The 19,341-nt window shown below is 72.8% G+C and carries 15 protein-coding genes; 10 read left to right on the top strand and 5 right to left on the bottom strand.

All coding sequences use genetic code 11. The features are described from left to right. Positions 1-100: 100 nt before the first annotated feature. From ACTIF1_RS10355 to moaB, 3 genes are all read left to right on the top strand, one after another. On the top strand, positions 101-886 hold the full coding sequence (locus ACTIF1_RS10355) for a uracil-DNA glycosylase (protein WP_439596326.1): 786 nt from the start codon (positions 101-103) through the stop codon (positions 884-886). Positions 887-1,150: 264 nt separating this feature from the next. Then, a complete protein-coding gene (locus tag ACTIF1_RS10360; RefSeq protein ID WP_439596327.1) occupies positions 1,151-2,833 on the top strand; it encodes a transglycosylase SLT domain-containing protein in 1,683 nt (560 codons plus the stop codon). A 44-nt stretch (positions 2,834-2,877) separates the two neighbouring features. After that, entirely contained in the window at positions 2,878-3,417 is a 540-nt protein-coding gene (moaB, locus tag ACTIF1_RS10365; protein WP_439596328.1) for a molybdenum cofactor biosynthesis protein B, read from the top strand. A 4-nt stretch (positions 3,418-3,421) separates the two neighbouring features. Here moaB and ACTIF1_RS10370 read toward each other — a convergent pair whose 3' ends face one another. Further along, positions 3,422-4,321, bottom strand: coding sequence for a hypothetical protein (locus tag ACTIF1_RS10370; protein WP_439596329.1), 900 nt, complete (start codon positions 4,319-4,321; stop codon positions 3,422-3,424). A 192-nt stretch (positions 4,322-4,513) separates the two neighbouring features. Between ACTIF1_RS10370 and ACTIF1_RS10375 the strand changes: the two genes are divergently transcribed. From ACTIF1_RS10375 to ACTIF1_RS10395, 5 genes are read left to right on the top strand one after another with little or no spacing between them, the layout of a single operon-like run. Further along, the gene (locus ACTIF1_RS10375) at positions 4,514-5,245 is read left to right on the top strand and encodes an inositol monophosphatase family protein (RefSeq protein ID WP_439596330.1); all 732 of its coding nucleotides are present in this window, start codon (positions 4,514-4,516) and stop codon (positions 5,243-5,245) included. Next, positions 5,154-6,683, top strand: a complete 1,530-nt coding sequence (locus tag ACTIF1_RS10380; protein ID WP_439596331.1) for an N-acetylneuraminate synthase family protein — start codon at positions 5,154-5,156, stop codon at positions 6,681-6,683. The genes ACTIF1_RS10375 and ACTIF1_RS10380 overlap by 92 nt, the downstream gene beginning before the upstream one ends. Before the next feature lie 40 nt (positions 6,684-6,723). Then, positions 6,724-7,434, top strand: a complete 711-nt coding sequence (locus ACTIF1_RS10385) for an acylneuraminate cytidylyltransferase family protein (protein WP_439596332.1) — start codon at positions 6,724-6,726, stop codon at positions 7,432-7,434. A 55-nt stretch (positions 7,435-7,489) separates the two neighbouring features. Next, entirely contained in the window at positions 7,490-10,099 is a 2,610-nt protein-coding gene (locus ACTIF1_RS10390) for a glycosyltransferase (protein ID WP_439596333.1), read from the top strand. Beyond that, positions 10,096-12,009 carry a DUF6212 domain-containing protein gene (locus ACTIF1_RS10395; RefSeq protein ID WP_439596334.1) on the top strand — a complete coding sequence of 638 codons (1,914 nt, stop codon included), beginning with the start codon at positions 10,096-10,098 and terminating at the stop codon, positions 12,007-12,009. Before ACTIF1_RS10390 ends, ACTIF1_RS10395 begins: the two co-directional genes overlap by 4 nt. Positions 12,010-12,053: 44 nt before the next feature. Here the strand turns inward: ACTIF1_RS10395 and ACTIF1_RS10400 are convergent, their stop codons facing one another. The 4 genes from ACTIF1_RS10400 to ACTIF1_RS10415 form a co-directional block, all read right to left on the bottom strand. Continuing rightward, on the bottom strand, positions 12,054-13,229 hold the full coding sequence (locus tag ACTIF1_RS10400; protein WP_439596335.1) for a M20 aminoacylase family protein: 1,176 nt from the start codon (positions 13,227-13,229) through the stop codon (positions 12,054-12,056). Between the two features lie 65 nt (positions 13,230-13,294). Next, positions 13,295-13,951, bottom strand: a complete 657-nt coding sequence (locus tag ACTIF1_RS10405; protein ID WP_439596336.1) for a DUF1028 domain-containing protein — start codon at positions 13,949-13,951, stop codon at positions 13,295-13,297. A gap of 12 nt (positions 13,952-13,963) precedes the next feature. Continuing rightward, complete coding sequence (locus ACTIF1_RS10410) at positions 13,964-14,656, bottom strand: glutathione S-transferase family protein (RefSeq protein WP_439596337.1); 693 nt, start codon at positions 14,654-14,656, stop codon at positions 13,964-13,966. Continuing rightward, positions 14,653-16,881 (bottom strand): hypothetical protein, encoded by a 2,229-nt coding sequence (locus tag ACTIF1_RS10415; RefSeq protein WP_439596338.1) that lies wholly within the window; start codon positions 16,879-16,881, stop codon positions 14,653-14,655. Before ACTIF1_RS10415 ends, ACTIF1_RS10410 begins: the two co-directional genes overlap by 4 nt. A 294-nt stretch (positions 16,882-17,175) precedes the next feature. Here ACTIF1_RS10415 and ACTIF1_RS10420 point away from each other — a divergent pair, with 294 nt between their 5' ends. Together ACTIF1_RS10420 and ACTIF1_RS10425 are read left to right on the top strand one after the other, a co-directional pair. Beyond that, the gene (locus ACTIF1_RS10420) at positions 17,176-18,759 is read left to right on the top strand and encodes a hypothetical protein (protein ID WP_439596339.1); all 1,584 of its coding nucleotides are present in this window, start codon (positions 17,176-17,178) and stop codon (positions 18,757-18,759) included. A 4-nt stretch (positions 18,760-18,763) separates the two neighbouring features. Continuing rightward, the coding region (locus tag ACTIF1_RS10425; protein ID WP_439596340.1) for a hypothetical protein at positions 18,764-19,341 on the top strand (578 nt) is incomplete at its 3' end.

Genomic DNA, 19,341 nt, shown 5'->3' on the forward strand with positions numbered 1-19,341 from the left:
GCCGTCCGCAAGCCCCTGCGCGGGGGAATCGCCTGCGGTATCCCGCATGTAGCCCTGCACCCCATTGCGCGGAACCCCGAAGCCGCCCGATATCGCCCCCATGCAGGCAGGAATGCGCGAGGAGCTGCTGGCCGCCCTGCGGCTGCAGCTGGACTGGGGGGTGGACGAGGCGCTGGAGGCGGCGCCGCTCGACCGTTTCGCCGCGCCTCCGCCGCCCCCGGCCGAACTGCCCCGCCCCGCCCCGCGCCTGGCGCCGGCCCTGCCGCTGGTGGCGCCGCCCGCCGCCGCGGCCAGCGCCCTGGCGGCGGCCGCGCAGGACCTGGCCGCGCTGCGCGCCGCGATCGCCGAGACCGACAGCCCGCTGCGCGATACCGCCACCAACCTGGTCTTCGCCGATGGCGTGGCCGAGAGCGGCCTGATGATGATCGGGGAGGCGCCGGGCGCCGATGAGGACCGGCTCGGCCGGCCCTTCGTCGGAGTCTCCGGCCAGTTGCTGGACCGGATGATGGCCAGCATCGGGCTGGAGCGGTCGAGGAATTTCTACCTGACGAACATCCTGCCCTGGCGCCCGCCCGGCAACCGCACGCCGACGGATGGCGAGATCGCGCTGTTCCTGCCCTTCCTGCTGCGCCACATCGCCCTGGTGCGGCCGCGCCATGTGGTTCTGCTGGGCGGCACCCCGGCCAAGGCGCTGCTGCGGGCGAAGGAGGGCATCACCCGCCTGCGTGGCCGCTGGCACCGCCTGCCGACCGAGGAGGGCAGCCTTCCGGCCTTGCCCACCCTGCACCCGGCCTATCTGCTGCGCAGCCCGGCGGCGAAGCGGGAGGCCTGGTCCGACCTGGTTTTGCTGCGCCGCACACTGGATGGTGAGATCACGCCTCCCTGAAATTTTATCCATGAGAAAAATCCGTTAACGGACTGATTCGAAGGCGCTCGTCCAGAAAAGGACAATTATGCGTCGAATTGCGGAGTTGCCAGGGCCGGAGAGGGGCCTTAGGGGTGGCCCGCCATGCAAGCGTTCTGCCCCATGGCCCGGCGTTCCCCGCCGGCATTCCGCCCCCGCCACCTGGCGCGGGCGCTGCTGTTGGGGACGACGTTGACGCTGGGGGCTCAGGTCCCTGCCGTCGCGCAACGGGTCGACCAGACCGCCATGAGCGTCCCGCGCCCTGCCATGCAGGGCCGGGTCGCCGGGTTCCCGCAACCGCTCGCGCCATCGGACGCGGCGCGCCTTCGGCGCATCTTCGAGCTGCAGGACCGGGGTGAGCTCGGGCCGGCGGGGCGTGAGCTGGAACGGCTGGAGGACCGGCGGCTGCTGGGCCATGTGCTGGCCGACCGCTGGCTGCGCCCGGGCGCCGAGCCGCCGCTGCATGAGATCGTCGCCTGGCTGGCGGATTTCAGCGACCATCCGGATGCCCCGGCGCTGCATGCCATCCTGGCCCGCCGCGCCCCCCGCGGCATGATGCTGCCCGCCGCCCCGGCGCAGGAGGTGCTCTCCGACAGCACCGAGGTGGTGCCGGAGGAGCGCGAGCCCCAGGCCCGCCGCATCGCCCGCAACCCCGCGCTGGACCGCACGGTGCGGGAACGTGCGCGGGATGGGGAGGTGGCCGCGGCGCTGGCCGCCATCGAGCGCAGCCGCGCCGAGGGCGCCTATGCCGCGCTGCTGAAGGCGGAGGTGGCGCAGGCCCTGCTGCAGCAGGGCCGCGACGAGGAGGCTTTCCGCATCGCCGCCGAGGCCGCCCGCCAGTCCGGCGGCAGCGCCCTGCCGGGCTATATCGCCGGCCTGGCCGCCTGGGCGCTGAACCGGCCGGAAGCGGCGCTGGCCTATTTCGAACATGCCGCGCGGTCGGAGATCGCATCCCCCGCCACCCGCGCCGCCGCCGCCTTCTGGACCGCCCGCGCCGCCGTCCGCGCCCGCCGCCCGCAGGCCTATGTGCCCTGGATGATGCAGGCGGCGCAGGAGCCGCGGACCTTCTACGGCCTGGTGGCCCGCCGCGCGCTGGGCCTGCCCATGGGCTTCGCCTGGCAGAGCGAGCTGGCCGGGGAGAGCGAGGCCGCCGCCATGGCCGAGACCGCCGGCGGCTGGCGTGCCTTGGCCCTGCTGCAGATCGGCCAGGCCGCCCGCGCCGAGGCCGAGCTGCGCGTGCTTTGGCCGAGGGTGCAGGGCAATGCCGGGGTGGTGCGCGCCATGCTGCTGGTCGCGACCCAGGCCAATATGGCGGAGCTCGCCTCCCAGCTCGCCGCCTTGTCGCAATCCGCCGATGGCCGGCCGCGCGACTTCGCCCGCTTCCCGCTGCCGCGGCTGGAGCCGCTGCACGGCTTCCGCATGGATCCCTCGCTGCTCTATGCGCTGGCGCGGCAGGAATCGAACTTCAACCCGGCGGCCGTCTCCTCCGCCGGCGCCCGCGGCATCCTGCAGATCATGCCCGCCACCGCCAGCTACATCACCGGCGATGCCAGCCTGCGCGGGGCCAATGTGGCGCGGCTGCACGATGCCGGCTTCTCGCTGGAGGTGGGGCAGCGCTACGTCCATTACCTGGCGGGCAATGGGCAGGTGAATGGCGACCTGATCCGCCTGCTGGCCGCCTATAACAACGGGCCGGGCAATATGTCCCGCTGGCTGCCGGCGGTGCGGCACCGGGCCGATCCCTTCCTGTTCATCGAGAGCATCCCCGTGGGGGAGACGCGGCTCTATGTGCAGCGGGTGCTGGCCTATTCCTGGATCTACGCGGCCCGCCTCGGCCTGCCCTCGCCCTCGCTGGATGCGCTGGCCACGGGACGCTTCCCGCAGTTCCAGGGTGCGCCCGCGGTCGCCGCGATGCTCATCTCGCGCTGAGGCAGGCGGGGGGCTAATCTCGCACCGAATGCGGAGGCGAGCCGATGCCGATCGACGAGACGAAAAAATTCCTGCCGGTACGTATCGCGGTGCTCACCGTCTCCGATACGCGCGACCTGGCGAGCGACCGGTCGGGCGACACGCTGGTGGCGCGCATCGCGGAGGCCGGCCATGAGCTGGCCGACCGGAAAATCCTGCGCGACGAGGCCGGGCTGATCGAGGCGCAGCTGCGCGCCTGGATCGCCGACAGCCAGGTGGATTGCGTCATCACCACCGGCGGCACCGGCATCACCGGCCGCGACGTGACGCCCGAGGCCTTCGCCCGGGTGCTGGAGAAGGAGATCACCGGCTTCGGCGAGCTGTTCCGCATGCTGAGCTATGCCAAGATCGGCACATCCACCATCCAGTCCCGCGCCATCGGCGGGGTGGCGGGCGGCACCTACCTGTTTGCGCTGCCGGGCAGCACCGGCGCCTGCAAGGATGCCTGGGACGACATCCTGGTGCATCAGCTCGACAGCCGTTTCCGGCCCTGCAACCTGGTGGAGCTGATGCCGCGGCTGCAGGAACACCTGCGGGCGGCGTGAGCGCTCAGGCGCCCAGCCGCACCTCATAGCCCAGCGCCTGGCGGATCTGCTGGCGGACCGGGTCGTGCTGGGCCCGGTCGACGAACTTCACGCCGAACACCTCCTCCGCCGGGCCGCGGGTCTTGAGCAGGGCGGGGAGGGCGGCGAATTCCTCCGCCGTCATGGCCTCCCGCCAGGCCTTCTTGCGGCCGGTGACGCTCTCGAAGAAGTTGCCGTCGGTGGTCACCACCAGGTTGCGCGCCAGGCGCAACTGGCGCCGCGCCATATAGCCGGCGACCAGCGTCGGCACCGCGATCTCCTCGAAGGGGTAGCTCTTGAACCAGGGGCGGGTGGCGTCGAAGGATTCGCACTTCAGCATCAGCGCCATCAGCTCAAGGAAGATGTCCCGGCGGAAGAAGGCGCCCTCCACCCGGCCCTTGCGCAGGCGCCTGTCGGGCACGATCAGCTGGCACAGCTCGACGAAATGCGTGTCCTGGGTGGCCCGCTCGTAATAGGGATCCTCCTTGTAGAGATGCTCCCGCCAGGGGCAGCCAATGTCGCGGCTTTCAATGTAGCTGGCCGGCAGACGGCGGAAGAACAGGTCGGAGCTGGTGTGGATCAGCACATAGTCGAAGGCGAGGCCCAGGCGGATCGCCTCGATCACATTGGCGTAGTGGAAGCCGAGCAGGGAGGAGATCACTCCGGTGCCGCTGGAAAAGGCGCTGCTGTTGAAATGGACATTCGGCAGGCAGCCGAAGTCGACACCGGACCGGCTGGCCTCGGCGGCGAATTCAGCCTGGGTGTCGCGCGAGATGTGCGCCATGTGGAGCAGCGGTGCCTCGATCGCGGCGTTGTAGTTCAGGAACTGCTCGAAAAGCTCGACCGGCCGGGCGTGGGCACATACGCTGCAGAGAATCGTCGTCATTCCACATGATCCTTCCGCCGGCAGGACGCCGGCCGGCCGCGGGTCGTGCTGCCCTGTCGCAGGGGCGTTGATTTTTTGCGGCAGAGGGAAGAGTCTCGGCCCGCCGACCTCCGTGGGCAGGCGGGGGCCGTTGCGCAGTGTCTATGTAAGCAGCAGGCCGAAGGCAACATCACAGGTCGAGGCGTGTCGCGCATGCAGCTGCAGGAAGTACGGTCCTTTCTTCAGGGGGCCGCGGATCTGGTGATGGCGAGCCTGCCGGAGGTGATGGCCAGGCGGCGGGACATCACCTGGAAGCCGGATGGCAGCCCGGTGACGGCCGCCGATCTGCATGTCGAGGCCCTGGTCCGGGCCTATGTGGCACGCCACCTGCCGGGTGCCGACTTCGTCGGCGAGGAAAGTTACCGGGATTCGGATGCGCTGGAGGCCGGTACGCTGGTGCTGCTGGACCCGATCGACGGCACGGAGAATTTCTGCTCCGGTCTCAAGGAATGGGGGGTTTCGCTCGGCCTCTGGCGGGGCGGCGAACATCTCGGCAGCCTGCTGCTGCTGCCGGAGCTCTCGGCCTCGCTGATGACCGGCGACCGGATCGTGCCGGAGACCTCGCGCATCGTGGGATTTTCCTCCTCCTTCCACGAGGAGATCGCGCGGCAGATGGGTGAGGTCCGGGAGTCGAGGATCACGGGCTGCGCGGTCTATAACCTGTACAATGTGGCGCGGGGCGCCTTCGCGCGCTTCTGCAATCCCAAGGGCGCCTATGCCTGGGACCTGCTGCCGGGGCTGATGCTGGCGCGCGAGCAGGGCTGCGATGTGACAGTCGATGGGAGCCAGTTTGATGGACGATTTCTCGAGCCTCATCGCCGATATCGCGTCGATATACAGCACCGACACCATCTTCATCCTGGGCAAGGGCCGCTCGGCGGATGAGGTCCGCAAGGATGTCTTCGGCGGCTCGCTCGTCATCGGGCTGAACGATGCGGAGCGCATCGCGCCGACGGACATCACGGTCTTCCACGCGGAATGGGTGAAGCAGGGGCTGCGCGCCTCCGGCCACCGGTCCCAGCTCTATGTCACCTCGACCGACTTCGCGGTGCCGGGCCGCAAGGTGCTGCGCGTGCCGCACCATGTCATGACGCAGGAATCCTCCGACCTCGTCATGCAGCGCTTCCTGACGGATGAACTGGCGCTGGAGGATATCCTGTTCCTCACCGCGCTGAAGATCGCGCGCATCGTGGCGGAGGCGCGCGGCCGGCCGCAGACCGTCTACATGGTGGGCTTCGATTTCCAGCCGGAGACCGGCTACAGCCACGACATCACCACCGACTATGCGCCGCAATCGGCGGATGAGCGGCAGGCACGGATCTCGCAGCAGGAATTCTACTTCCTCAACACGCTCTACTTCCTGCAGCAGTCGAGTCTGGTGGTGAAGCATGTCGGCGCGCGTGCCTTCAGCGCCATCGCGCCCGATGACCTGAACCGCCTCTTCCTCGGCAGCGCCGCCGTGCCGGATGCGCCGCGGCATGCGGTCTCCGTCGTGGCGGAGCTGACGACGAATCACTTCGGCGACCGCGCGCGGCTGGAACGGATGATCCGCGCGGTGCGCGCCGCCGGCGCGGATTACGTGAAGCTGCAGAAGCGCGACGTGGACAGCTTCTACCGCAAGGAACAGCTCGACTCCGCCTATCGGTCCCCCTTCGGCCGCACTTTTGGCGACTACCGGCGCCAGCTGGAACTCTCGGCGGAGGATTTCGCCTTCGTCGACGGGCTGTGCCGGGAGCTTGGCATCGGCTGGTTCGCCTCGCTGCTGGACCAGCCCTCCTTCGAATTCATGCAGCAGTTCGCGCCAACCCTGGTGAAGCTGCCCTCCACCATCTCGGAACACAGGGGCTACCTTGCTCACGTCGCGCGCACCTACCGCCACGGCGTAGTGCTGTCGACCGGCATGACCGACCAGGCCTATGAGCGATGGGTGCTGGAGACGTTCACCAATTGCGAGCGGCTGTTCCTGATGCAGGCGAACAGCGCCTATCCGACGCCGCTGCACGAATGCAATATCGGCGTGGTGCGCCACTACGACCGGCTGTCGAAGCAGCACCGGCAGATCGTGCCGGCCTATTCCAGCCACGACCTTGGCTGGAAGGGCTCGGCGCTCGCGGTTGCCGCGGGGGCGCGGATGGTGGAAAAGCACGTGAAGCTGGGCAATACGGACTGGGCGCATTTCGACGCGGTGGCGGTCGACCTCACCACGCCGAAATTCCGCGAATATGTCGAGGCGATCCGCGAGGCGGAGCTGATCACTGGCAGCGAGGAAAAGCGGGTGAATCCCACCGAGCACCACAAGTACTTCGTCCAGGCGGCCGGCTGAACCACCCAGCCATCCCCCGCCCCTTCCGCTGGAGACGTGCATGCCGCCCTATATCGGTTTTCTGCCCTGCCGGGCCGGCAGCGAGCGGGTTCCCAACAAGAACACCCGCCCCTTCGCCGGATTCCAGAAGGGCCTCGTCGAGCTGAAGCTGCGCCAGATGGCGGCGGTGCCGGAACTGGCGGAGATCATCGTCTCCTCCAACGACCAGCAGGTGCTGGACTATGCCGCGGATTTCGCGGCGAACCTCGATGCCCGCATCAAGCCCCTGCCGCGCCCGGACGAGCTCGGCCGCAGCAGCACGGCGATGGACGACTTCATCCTCTATATCGCGGACCTGGTGCAGGACGGCGTGATCGTCTGGAGCCACGTCACCTCCCCCTTCGTGCGGGGCGAGGACTACCGGCACTTCATCCGCGAATACGAGGCCTGCGTCGCGAAGGGCCATGATTCGCTGATCACCGTCACCACGCTGCACAAGTTCCTCTGGGACGAGAAGGGGCCGATCAACTACAACCCGCATCCCATCAAGTGGCCGCGCAGCCAGGACATCAAGCCGATCATGGAGATCAACCACGCGGCCTATATCATGCCCTTCGCGGTGATGCGCGAAGCCCGCGACCGCATCGGCGCGAAACCCTATTTCATGCCGATCGCCGAGGATGTGGCGATGGACATCGATTGGCTGGACCAGTTCATCCTGCTGGAGCGCCTGGCGTGGCTGCGCCTGGACGCCGGCGAACAGCTGATCTGAACCGGATGCCGCGCCCCTCCATGACCTTTTGCCGCTGCCGCAGGGGACCGAATTGATGTCGGCTGAACCGCCGTCTGGCCCGATCGACATCGGCGTGGTCATCCCCGCCTATAAGCAGCCGGGCTTCCTGGCGGAGGCGCTGGATTCCGTCCTCACCCAGCAGGGCCCGCTGCGCATCGGCGCCGTGGTGGTGAATGATGGCTGCCCCTTTGCGCAGACCCACGCCACCGGCCTCGCCTATGCCCGCCGCCATCCGGATCGCATCGTCTATCTGCGCCGCGCCAATGGCGGGCTCTCGGCGGCGCGCAATACCGGGGTGGACTTCATTCTCGCCGCCTGGCCGGACTGCCGCGGCATCTTCCCTCTGGATGCCGACAACCGCCTGAAGCCGCCCATGCTGGCCCGCGCCCAGGCGCTGCTGGATGCGGCGCCGGATGACTGCGGCTGGGTCTATCCGGATTTCGACTTCTTCGGCTTCGAGGGCAATTTCTCCACCGCCGGCGAATATTCCCGCTTCATGCACCTGGCGGAAAATGTCTGCGAGGCCGGCAGCCTGGTGCGGCGCGCCGTCTTCGCCGGCGGCCTGCGCTATGACGAACGCATGCGGCTGGGCTTCGAGGACTGGGATTTCTGGCTGCGCGCCGCCGCCGCCGGCTGGCGCGGCCGCCACATGCCGGCCTCCGGCTTCCAGTACCGCAAGCGGGCGGAGAGCATGCTGGCCACCTCGGAACGCCAGCGCGGCACCATTCTGGGCCAGATGCGCAACCGCCAGTCCCGCCAGCTGCAGGTGCGCCACCTGGCGCCGCTGGAGGCGGCGGAAGTGCCGCGCTTCGCCCTGTTCCTGGAAGGCGAAGACCAGGTGGGCTTCCTGCTGGACCCGGCCGCGCCGCCGCCGGCCAGCCAAACGCGCGCCGCGGCGCGCAACCGCTTCGTGCAGGCCAGCCGCGCGCCGGCCGCGCTGCATTTCCCGCCCCATTGCGCCTTCACCACGCCCGGGACGCTGGCGCTGCTGCGCCGGTCCGGCCTGCTGCGCAACATCTTCTACCAGGCGAACCTGGCGCTGCGGGATGCGCATGTGCTGGCGGTGACGATCGAGACGGCGGCGGATGGCGCGCTCGGCCTCGCCTTCACCCCCGCCCCGGTGGCGGGGGGCCTCGCCGCCCGCGCCGCGCTGATCCTCGCCCGCAGCCAGCTGCTGCAGGAAGTGGCGCGCGACCCCTATCGCGGCTGGATCGACTCGCTGCGGGAGGAGGCGCCGCGGCCGCAGGTCGCGCATCTCGCCGTCACGCTGCCCGCGCTGCCGGAAGCGCAGGCCGCCGAAGCCCCGCCGGTGGTGGAGGGCCTGCTGGCCGAGATGGATGCGCTGCGCGACCGCATGCTGTCGCGCAGCGCGCTGGCCACCGAATGGCGGGCGGATGAGCGGCGGCCGCGCTTCTCGGCGCAGGACCTCTACCCGGAGCTCACCCGCTGCGGCGCCATCCTGCCCTATGTGCCGCCAGGCGACCGGCGCGACATCGGCTTCATCCTGCCGCTGTTTGCCTTCGGCGGGGTGGAGAAGGTGGTGTTCAACTATGCCGCCGCGCTGCGCGAGGCCGGCTGGCGGCCGCATCTCTTCGTCACCGGCGCCCGCCGCGTGCAGCCGCAGCCGGGCCATTTCGCGGTCTTCGAAAGCGTGAACTTCTTCGCCGGCCAGGGCATCGAGGGCGGCGACTACGACAAGCTGCATCTCGGCGCGCCGGTCTCGGGCTTCGCCACCTGGCATGATACGCGGGACGCGGTGGGGCTGCTGGCCAGCATGGATGTGGTGCTGAACACCCATGCGCTGGGTGGCCACGGCATCATGCAGGCGCTGCGCCAGCAGGGGGTGCAGACCTGGCTCGGCCTGCATCTGGTGGAGAAGGGGCCGCTCGGCAATCCGCTCGGCAATCCGCATATCGCGCTGGCCTACGAGGGCGCCTATGACGGCTTCGTCGTGATCTCCGACAGGCTGCGCGACTGGTGCATCGGCCAGGCGGTGCCGGAGGAGAAGATTGTCCGGGTTCTGAACGCACCCTCCTACGCCGCCGATCCGGACAAGCTCGCGGAGGCCCTGGCGGCGCGCCAGCTCCCGCAGGACCGGCCGCTGCGCGCGCTGTATCTTGGCCGGCTGGATGCCCAGAAGGGGCTGGAGCGGCTGCGCGACATGATCCTGGAAACCCAGGGCGGCGCCATCGCCTGGCGCGTGGTGGGCAAGGCCGTGCTGAACGACACGGTCTTCGACCTCTCCGCCGCGGGCCTGGCCGTGGAGCCGCCGGCGATGACGGCGGAGGCGCTGGATGCGCTCTATGCCTGGGCGGATGTCGTGGTGCTGCCTTCGCATTTCGAAGGCGTGCCGCTGACCATCCTGGAAGCCCAGCGCTTCGGCTGCGTCATGCTGGCCACCGATGTGGGCGCGGTGGCCGAGGTGGTGCGGGACCGGGTGGATGGCTTCCTGGTTTCCAATGCCCAGCCGGACCCCGCCGTGGTGGCGCAGTTTGCCACGATCCTGCAGCAGCTGGCGGCGGATCGCGCGAAGCTGCGGCAGATGGCCGCGGCCGCGGCGGCGCGCGGGGCGGAGGGGAGCTGGAGCCGCAATATGCAGGACTGGGTCCGGCGCATCGAGCAGGGGTTGAGGCGGACGGCATGAGCATCCTTCAGATCCGCGCGGCCGACCTGCCGGCGCTGATGTCCGGCCAGCCCGCTGTGCTGGCGCCCGCCAGCCTGCCGGGGGTGGAGAAGCTCGCCCTGCCGGGCCTCGCCCTGTGGCTTCTGGCGCGGCGGGAGGATCGGCTGCTGCTGCTGCCGCCTGGCGCGGCGGAGGCCGCGGGGCCACCGATGCCGCTGGCGCTGCCGCCCGCCGGCGCGCTCGCCCTGCTGGCCACGACGGAGGCGGAGGTGGCGCCGATCCTCGCATGGTGGCAGGCGGCCTCCGGCCAGCCGGCGCCGCTGCTGCTGGCCGCCGATGCCGCCGCCGCCCTGCCGGCGCTGCTGGCGCGCCTGCTGGCGGAGCTGCAGGACAGCCAGGCCCGCGCGGTGCAGCTGGAGCGCAGCCTGGTCGAGACCCGGCTGGACTATGAGGAAACCCGCATCGCCATCGCAGCCGCGGCGCGCAGCCTGGGCCATCGCCCGCCGGCGCCGCTGACCCTGGCGCTGGCGCTGGAGCCGGCGGAAGAGCGCCTCGGCGCGGCGACGGAGGGTGCGCGCCTGTTCCTGCGCCAGCCTCTGGCCCGCAGCCTGGACGGGCTGGCGGCGCTGGCGCTGCATATCGGCGCCATCAGCGCGGCCACCACCGGTCCGCTGCGGCTGCGCATCCGGGGCGAGGAAAGCGGCCGTATCGCCGCCTCCTGGACCGTGGAGATGGCCGAGGTGACGGAGGGCTGGCTGACCCTCGACCTGCCCACGCCCCTCGCCCCGGTGCGGGAGACGGCGGTGCTGGAGATCTCGGCCGATGTCGCCGGCCCGCATTCGCTCGGCTTCTCGCTCGACCGCGGCTGGGTGCCGGCGGAGGTGGCGGTGACGCCGGAGGATGGCAGCGGCCAGGGCCGCGCCCTGGCGCTGCGGATCTGGACCGCGGGGCTCGGTGGGCGCTTCGTGGTGCCGGCGCATTGGAACTGGGACGAGGTCGGTGCCAGCCTGCCGCTCACCGGCGTGCCGCAGGCCATCGCCCCGGCGGAGCTGGCGGCGGCGCGGGGGCTGTCGGGCGCCTGGGACGGGCTGCGGGCCGGGCTCTCCGGCACCGGCACCACCGCGCTGCTGCTGCCGCGCGTCAGCCTGGCCGGGGCCGATGTGCTGCGGCTGGGCTGGAGCCTGGCCGGCACCGCGCGCCAGCCCCTGCGCCTGGCCGCCTTTGCCATGCCACCCGGCCAGCCGGTAACGCGGGTGGACAGCCTCTCCGCGGAGGCCGGCTTCTCCGGCTGGCGGGAGATCGCGCCGGGGCAGCAGGGCGCGCTGACCCTGCTGCTGCCGGTCTCGCTCGGCCCCCAGGCGCAGATCGTGCTGGCCATCGAGAGTGCGGATGCCGAGGCCGAGGGCAGCCTGACCTTCACCGAGGCCAGCCTGCTCGCCACCCGCGACCCCGCCGCGCTGCGCAGCCTGCAGCGGGAGGCGGCGGCGGAGCTGGTACCCCCCGTCCCGCGCGGGCCGAGCCTGGGCCGGGTGGAGCTGCTGCAGCACCTGGTCAGCGGCCGCTACCAGCATCTCGACCTGCTGCTGCATGAGATGGAGGGCGGCGGGCAGCACTGGCCGCAGCTGCGCTTCAAGCTGGCCATCGCCGCCAGCGGCCCGCTGCTGGAATTCCGCCGCGCCCGGGGCTGGCCGGAGGCCTTCGCCCGCTGGCCGGGCACGGAGACGGACCAGTTCGGCCCGGTGCTGCGCCTGCGCCACCCGCAGCTCAGGGATTTCGTCGCCGAGTTGGCCCATCCGCGCGACGCGGCGCTGGCTGCCACGCTGCTGGCGCTGCTGGAGCCCGTGGCGGCGGAGGCCGTGCGCCTGGCCAGCCTCGATGAGGAAGCCGCGACGCAATGGCGCGACGCCGCGGTCGCGCTGCGCGAGGCCTGAACCGAAGCGTCCCCCGGCGCGGGCCGGGGGTGCTTCGAAAAGGATCAGCCGCGCTTCAGCTCCTGCTCCACCATGGCGGCGAAGAAGCTGGCGCCGATCGGCAGCAGGTCGTCGTTGAAGTCGTATTGCACGGTATGCACCGGCGCGCTGCCCTTGGCGCCGGCGGCCTGGCCCAGCTTGATATAGGCGCCCGGCTTCTCCAGCAGCATGAAGGAAAAGTCCTCGCCGCCCATCACCGGCGGCATGTCGCGCCGCACCTTGCCCTCGCCAAGGATGCCCGCGCAGATGCGCGCGGCCAGGCGGGCCTGCTCCGCATGGTTCACCGTGGCGGGATAGCCGCGCGTATAGGTGAATTCCGCCACCGCGTCGTGCGCGGCGGCCGTCGCCTCCACCACCCGGCGCATCGAAGCCTCGACCAGGTCCTGCACCGCCGGGTTCAGCGTGCGCACCGTGCCGTTCAGCACCGCCTCGTCCGGGATGATGTTGCTCGCCGTGCCGGCATGGAACTGCGTGGTGGAGATCACCGCCGATTCCAGCGGATCGACGCGCCGCGCCACGATGGTCTGCAGCGCGCCGACGATCTGCGCGCCGACCACGATCGGGTCGATGCCGCCATGCGGCCGCGCTGCATGCCCGCCCTTGCCGCGCACGGTGATGCTGAAGACGTCGGAGGCCGCCATCATCACGTCGTCGCGGATATCCGCCTCGCCGATCGGCAGGGAGGGGTCGTTGTGCATGCCGTAGACGCTGTCGCAGGGAAAGCGCGTGAACAGGCCCTGCTCCATCATCACCTTGGCACCCGCGCCGCCTTCTTCCGCGGGCTGGAAGATGAAGTGCACGGTGCCGTCGAAGTTGCGCGTCTCCGCCAGGTATTTGGCGGCGCCCAGCAGCATGGTGGTGTGGCCGTCATGGCCGCAGGCATGCATCACGCCGGGCGTCTGCGAGGCATAGGGCAGGCCCGTCGCCTCCGTCATCGGCAGCGCATCCATATCGGCGCGCAGGCCGATGCTGCGCGGGGAATCGCCGGTGCCGCGCAGCACGCCGACCACGCCGGTGGTGGCGATGCCCGTATGCACCTCGATGCCCCAGGAGGTCAGCAGCTTCGCCACCTGCGCCGCGGTGCGGTGTTCCTCGTAGCGCAGCTCCGGATGGGTATGCAGATCGCGCCGCCACACCTCCATCTCGGGCTGCATCGCGGCGATCCGGTTGTTGATGGGCATCTTTTCGGGACCTTTCAGAGAGGGTGGCAAGGCGGGACTCCCGGCTTGGCGGGGCCCTTGCCAGATCACAGGGCGATGGCCTCGTCAGGGTTCAGCACGCGCACCACATAGGCATCCACCAGCGGCGCATATTCCTCCCACAGCGCGCGCAGCGCGGGGATGGGTCGCGCATGGCCATCGGCGCGCAGATCGACCAGCGCGAAATCATGCCCGCCGTAGACCAGCAGGCTGGCGGAGCGCACCTCGCCATGCTCGCCTCCCGCCGCCTCGCCCGCTTCCAGCCCCCGCACCAGCCGCTCCGCCAGCGGCAGATCGGGATCGGCCAGGAAGCCGGCGACCATCGCATCCGGCACCTGGGCATTGGAGAGAATATTGCCGATGGCGACGACGTCCGTTCCATGCGCGGCGCCATGCTCCGGCTTCACCCGCGCGCCGTGGAAATGCGCCGTGCGTCCCGCGGCATCGATCGCCGCGAGCTGCCGCCAGCCGTGATCGGGCGTGGAGGCGACGAGGGCCGCGATGGTCTCGCTGGCGGAGCAGCTGGAGCGCAGCAGGCCGATGCCGCGCGGGCCGAGGCGCGGATCCGTGCGGTGCTGCGTCAGCACCGCGCCGATGCCCGGCGCCACCGCATGCACCCGCGCACCCACGGCGAGGGAGGAGGTGGTGGCGGCCGCGCCGAATTGCCCGGTGCGGGCGCAGCGGGCGATCAGGGAAAAGGTCATGCGCTGCGCCGTTCAGTCGAAGGCCGGTACGTGGCGCGCCAGCCCGCCATGCAGGTCCAGCATCCGCTGCCGCCAGGCCTCCACCGGATCATCCGCCGCCAGCAGCCGGAAGGGGCTGACGCAGCGCGCCCATTGGAAGCCGCCGAAGACGATGGAATCGACATGCATCGGCGCCGCGCCGCCCAGGAAGGGCTGCGCCCGCAGCGTCATGCGCAACGGATGCAGATCCTTGCGGAAGACCTCCACCTGGCGGTCGCGATCCGCCTGCACCGCCTCCAGGCTCATGCCGAAGCGCGCCTCGCGGCTGCTGCGGAAATAGTCGAGGTCGCCGGCATCGAGCACCTTCGCGATATCCGCCACCACCAGCCGCACCAGGCCGGCAATCACCACCGCATCTGCCCAGGCATTGACGAAGCGTGCGCTGGCCTGGCCCGCCGCGCCGCCGAACAGGCTGGGCCGGTCCGGATAGGCCTGCTCCAGGTATTCGGCGATCGCCCAGCTGTCGGAGACCGCGCGGTCGCCATCGAGCAGCAGGGGCACCTTGTCGCCGCCATGCGGCGCCAGCAGGTCCTTCTGCACGAAGCGCCAGGGAATGGTTTCCACCGCCAGCCCCTTGGCGGCGAGCGCCAGCTTCACGCGCCAGCAATAGGGGCTGAAGCGCCGGGCCGGATCGGCGCCGGCCAGGTCGTACATCCGCAGCGTCATGGCAGCTCCTCGATGGTCCCCTGCGCCACGGCCCGCGCGCCCTCGGCATCGCCGAGCGCGGCGAGCCGGGCCGCGATCTCCTGCCTTTCCGCCGGGCTGGCCAGGGTGGCGCGCATGCGCAGCGCGGCCAGCAGCTCGGCGCGGCGGCCCTGGCGATCCAGCGCGGCCTCGTAGCGCGCGGGCCAGCCGGCGCCGAGCGCCGCCTCCGCCAGCTGGCGCAGCGCCGCCTGCGAATCCTGCGGCGCGGCGGCCAGCACCAGGAACAGCGCCGCCTCCCGCTGCGCCGGGTCCAGTTGCGGCAGCAGCGCGCGCAGCGTCTCCAGCCCCGGCCCGGCGCCCTGGCCGCGCAGCTGCGCCAGCACCAGGGTGGGGCCGAAACGGGCCGGGTCCTCCGCCGCGCGCTGCGCCAGCAGCGGCACGGCCTCGGCCGGGGCCAGAACGGCCACCAGTGCCAGCCGGGCCAGGCCGCCTGCGTCGCGCGCCTGCGCGCCACGCAGCAGGCGGGGCAGCGCCGGGTGCTGCGCGGCGCCGAGCAGGCCGGCGCCCGCCACCTCCGGCGCCGCGGCCAGCAGCGCCACCACCCGGTCCCGCGCGGCGACATCCGCGGCCCAGTCGAGCAGGTTCAGCGCGCCGGCCAGGTTCTGCGGGTTCAGCGGTCGTGCCAGCGCGGCGGTCACCGCCACCTCCTCCGCCGTCCAGCCCTCCGGCAGGTCCGGCAGCGCCCGCAGCGCCGCGGCGGCGGCCTCCGCCAGGGCGGGCGCGCGGCGTGTCGCGGCCAGGGTCAGCGTCTCCGCCAGGACTGGCGCGGGGGCGGTGCCGCCGCCGCGCAGGAAGCGCGCCGCATCCTCCAGCCGCCCCTCGGCCAGGGCCAGGCGCAGCCAGGCCTCGCCAGCCACCGGTCCTTCCCCGCGCAGCCGTTCCAGCAGCACCAGCGCGGCGGCGCGGCGGCCGGGCAGGGCGGCGAGCTCGGCGAAAAGGCGGATCGCCTGCGGCTCCGGCGTCGCCTGCACCTCGCGCCGCAGCCGCTCATGCGCCGCCTGGTCCAGGCCGAGCTCGCGCAGCAGGGCGGCCAGGCCGCGCGCGCCTTCGGTGCTGGCGGGGGGGTGTTCCAGGGCCAGCAGGGCCAGGCGCCGCGCCTCGGTCCGGTCGCCACGGCCCAGCGCCACGGCCGCGGCGGCCTCCGGGCGCGCCGCCAGCCGGGCCGGGTCCAGCCGGCGGAACAGCGACGGGTCGCGCGCCGCGCGGGCGGCCTCCTGCAGCCGCAGCGGCAGGGCGGCGGGCCAGGCCTCCGCCGGCAGCAGCGCGGCGACCGCGAAGGCCTCCTCCAGCTGGCCCTCGGCCAGGGCGAGGTCGATCAGCAGGGCGCCGCCGCCGGGCGGCAGGCCCTCGGTCGCCCGCAGCGCCATCAGCCGGGCCAGCGCGGCGCCGCCCCAGCCGGCGCGGGCCTCGGCCTGCGCCACCGTCAGCGCCATGGCGGGCTGGGCCAGCAGCTCGGCCGGCAGGCCCTCCAGCAGATAGAGCGCCAGGTCGGGGCGGCCGTCCTTCATCAGCACGCGGCGCAGCGCCTCCATCAGGTCCGGCGCCACCTCCGCCAGCAGCGCGCCGAGCGGCCGCATCGCCATCGCCGGGTCGGGCAGCTTGGCCGCCGCCTGCATCGCCCGCAGCGCGAGCTCCGGCGTCGGGTTGCGGGCGATCGCGGCATGCAGCCCGGCGAAGGCGCCGGCGGCGTCGCCGGCCTCGATGCGCAGCGCGGCGAGCTGCCGGGCCTCCGCCTCCGTCGTCGCGCCGATGGCCGAGAGGCGCTCCAGCGCGGCGCGCGCGGCCTCCGCATCGCCCAGGTCCCGGCGCAGCTGCATCGCCTCCCGCAAGGGGGCGGGCTCGCCGGTCAGGGCATGCAGCCGTTCCAGCACCTCGGCCAGCGGCACCGGGCGATGGCTGGCACGCAGCTGGGCGGCCAGGCGGCGCAGCGGGAAGGGGGCATCCGGCTGCGCGGCGACGGCCCGTTCCAGGCTGGCGATGGCGCGATCCTCCGCCGGGTGGCGGGGCGCGACGAGCCGGATCGGCGGCGGCGCGGCGGGCGGCGGCAGCAGGCTGGCCGTGGCCAGGGCGGCCAGCGCCGCCGCGCTCAGCGCCAGGCCGAAGCGCCGCGCCGCGGAAAGCCCCGCCAGGGGGCGGAGCGGACCCAGGGGCGGAGGCAGCAGGCCGGGCAGGACGCTGGAGGACATCTGCGCAACAGGTAGCGGGGCCCGCCACGGGCCGCCAGGGCTTTTGCGACTTCGCGCGCTGGTGCTTCCGCGGCCTCGCGCATCGGGCGAGCGGAACTCCCGCGCGGCCCTGGCGCGGCGCCGGCTTCACCGATATTGCTGATGCGGGGCGCGGGTGGGGACAATGGCAGGTTCGGGGATGCTCGCTTGAAGATGCCGTCGGCCGCGGCGCGGCGGCGCGCAGCCGCGCCTTTGGCGCCTGGCGCCCCGCTGGCCGGCGAAGCGGACCCCGCAACGAATCGCCCGGGGCCCGAGGTGGCGCCCCCGGACCCCGCCCCCGCGCCCGATCCCTGGGTCGAGCCCTGGGCGGCCGCGCCGGCGCCCAGGCCCGCCCGGCCGCGCCGCGCCTGGTCCTGGCTGCGCCGCCCCCGCCCCGCGGAGGCCGCCGCCGCGCGGTTGCGCGACCTGGCCGAGCCCGAACCCCCGCCGCCGGCCGCGGCGCCTGTCGAGGCGCCCCCCGCCGCGCCGCCACCGCTGCCGGAGGCGCTGCCCTTTCCGAATCTCTCCCCCTTCAGCCTGCCGATGCGCCCGATGGCGGAGGGCCTGGCCGGGCTGCTGCTGCTGGTGCTGCTGGACGCCGTGGTGACCGGCGGCAATGGCTTCGCGCATTGGCCGGCCTCCCCCCTGGTGCTGCCGGTGCTCTATGTCGCCGCCCGCTACGGCATGGTGGCGGGCTGCGCCCTGGCCGTGGTGGCGGGCGTGCTGCGCCTCGGCCTCGCCGTCTCCACCGATGTCTGGAGCAGCGGCGCCTGGGCGCTGCCGCTGGCCTGGCCGCCGGTGGCGCTGATGGTGGGCGCCTTCAGCGACCTGGCGCGCCATCGCATGCGCCAGGCCCAGGCCGCCGCGGCGGCGGCGCTCGCGGATCGCGACGCCCTGGCGGAGGCCAACCAGCGCCTGGCCGAGCGGGCGCTGGAGCTGGATGCCCGCCTCGGCGCCCGGCTGCAGGCGACCACCGCGGTCTTCGAGGCCGCGCGCATCCTGGGCCATGGGACGGAAGGCGTGATCCGCGGCGCCACTGGCCTGCTGCGCGCCGCCACCGGCTGCACCGCCTGTTCCTTCTGGCTGGCCGAGGACCGCACGCTGCACCTGGTGGCGGCCGAGGGCTGGCCGGCCGAGGGCGGCGGCAGCCTCTCCCAGATCCTGCTGCCGGGGCCGCTGACGGAGGCGATCAGCCGCGGCCGTGGCGCCCTGGTGGCGACGCGGCAGGCGGATCGCCTGGCCCTGGGCGGGGAGGGGCTGCTGGCCGCCCCGGTGCTCTCGCCCTGGGACGGCTTCCTGCTCGGCATGGTGAAGATCGAGGATATCGGCTTCGACGAGCTGGGGCTCGAGACCATCGCGGCGCTGGAGGCCGCGGCCGGCTGGATCGGCGCCGCCCTGGCCGAGGCCCGGGCGCGGGAGGCCGCGGAATCGGCGGCCGGCGGCGGCGCGCTGGGCGGCATTGCCGGCCTCGGCGGGCTGATGGTGCCGGGGGAGGAGGCCTCCCGCGCCATATCCGTGATGACTGGGCTGGCGCGCCGGCTCGGCTTCGAACTGGCGCTGCTCTCGGCCGAGATCCCGGCCGGGCCGCGCGGCGCGGCGGCGCTGGAGGCGACGCGGGCGGCGATGGCCGAGGCCTTCCGGGGCTCCGACCTGTTGCTGGAGGCGCGGCTGGAGGAGCGGCGCCTGTCCATCCTGCTGCCCGGCGCCGCGGTGGCGGGGGCGGAGATCGCCGCCGCCCGGCTGCGCGCCCTGCTGGCCCAGCGTGCCCCGGCGGCCACGGCGCAGGTGGTGGTGAGTGTCGCGCTGCTGCATGGCATGGCCGGCGGCGGCTGGCAGGTGGCCGAGGCGCATGGCGGCTAGCGCGGTGAGCGAGGGCCCGTCGCGCGGGCTTTTGCCGGGCAGCGAGGGCGACGGCCGGGTCGCCTTCGCCGGCCTCGGCCTGGCCCAGGCCCTGGTGGCAGTCGCCATGGCGGGCGGCTGGTGGGCGCTGGCGCTGGTCCTGCATCTGCTGTGCTGCCTGGGCCTGCCGAGCCTGCTGCGGCAGCGGCCGCCCGGCTGGCCCGGCGCGGTGCTGCGGCTGCTGGTGGTGACGCTGCCCGCGCTCGGCCCGCTGGCGATGTTGGGTGCGCTGGCCGCGCTGGCGCTGGGCCTGCCGCGGCCGCTGCGCCAGGTGGCGCCGCCGCTGCCGGAGGATCCGCTGGATGCCCGGCTGGATGCCATCGCCGGCGCCGCGCCGGGCGCCGGCCTGCCGGATGGGCTGCTGCTGGAATCGCTCGGGGATGTGCTGCGCTGGGGCCATGCGCGGCAGAAGGCGCGGGCGCTGGACCTGGCGGCCGAACCCGCCCGCCCCGGCGGCGCCGCCCTGCTGCGGCTGGCGCAGAGCGACCCCGACCCGGCCGTGCGGGCGCGGGCGGAGGCGCTGCGCCCGGTGGTGGAGCAGCG

Origin of the sequence: Falsiroseomonas sp., from assembly GCF_051860665.1 — a bacterium.
Lineage (GTDB): Bacteria > Pseudomonadota > Alphaproteobacteria > Acetobacterales > Acetobacteraceae > Falsiroseomonas.

Coding starts and splice junctions, on each gene's coding strand:
- ACTIF1_RS10355 (WP_439596326.1), top strand. CDS start 101: ATGCAGGCAGGAATGCGCGAGGAGCTGCTGGCCGCCCTGCGGCTGCAG.
- ACTIF1_RS10360 (WP_439596327.1), top strand. CDS start 1,151: ATGAGCGTCCCGCGCCCTGCCATGCAGGGCCGGGTCGCCGGGTTCCCG.
- moaB (WP_439596328.1), top strand. CDS start 2,878: ATGCCGATCGACGAGACGAAAAAATTCCTGCCGGTACGTATCGCGGTG.
- ACTIF1_RS10370 (WP_439596329.1), bottom strand. CDS start 4,321: ATGACGACGATTCTCTGCAGCGTATGTGCCCACGCCCGGCCGGTCGAG.
- ACTIF1_RS10375 (WP_439596330.1), top strand. CDS start 4,514: ATGCAGCTGCAGGAAGTACGGTCCTTTCTTCAGGGGGCCGCGGATCTG.
- ACTIF1_RS10380 (WP_439596331.1), top strand. CDS start 5,154: ATGGACGATTTCTCGAGCCTCATCGCCGATATCGCGTCGATATACAGC.
- ACTIF1_RS10385 (WP_439596332.1), top strand. CDS start 6,724: ATGCCGCCCTATATCGGTTTTCTGCCCTGCCGGGCCGGCAGCGAGCGG.
- ACTIF1_RS10390 (WP_439596333.1), top strand. CDS start 7,490: ATGTCGGCTGAACCGCCGTCTGGCCCGATCGACATCGGCGTGGTCATC.
- ACTIF1_RS10395 (WP_439596334.1), top strand. CDS start 10,096: ATGAGCATCCTTCAGATCCGCGCGGCCGACCTGCCGGCGCTGATGTCC.
- ACTIF1_RS10400 (WP_439596335.1), bottom strand. CDS start 13,229: ATGCCCATCAACAACCGGATCGCCGCGATGCAGCCCGAGATGGAGGTG.
- ACTIF1_RS10405 (WP_439596336.1), bottom strand. CDS start 13,951: ATGACCTTTTCCCTGATCGCCCGCTGCGCCCGCACCGGGCAATTCGGC.
- ACTIF1_RS10410 (WP_439596337.1), bottom strand. CDS start 14,656: ATGACGCTGCGGATGTACGACCTGGCCGGCGCCGATCCGGCCCGGCGC.
- ACTIF1_RS10415 (WP_439596338.1), bottom strand. CDS start 16,881: ATGTCCTCCAGCGTCCTGCCCGGCCTGCTGCCTCCGCCCCTGGGTCCG.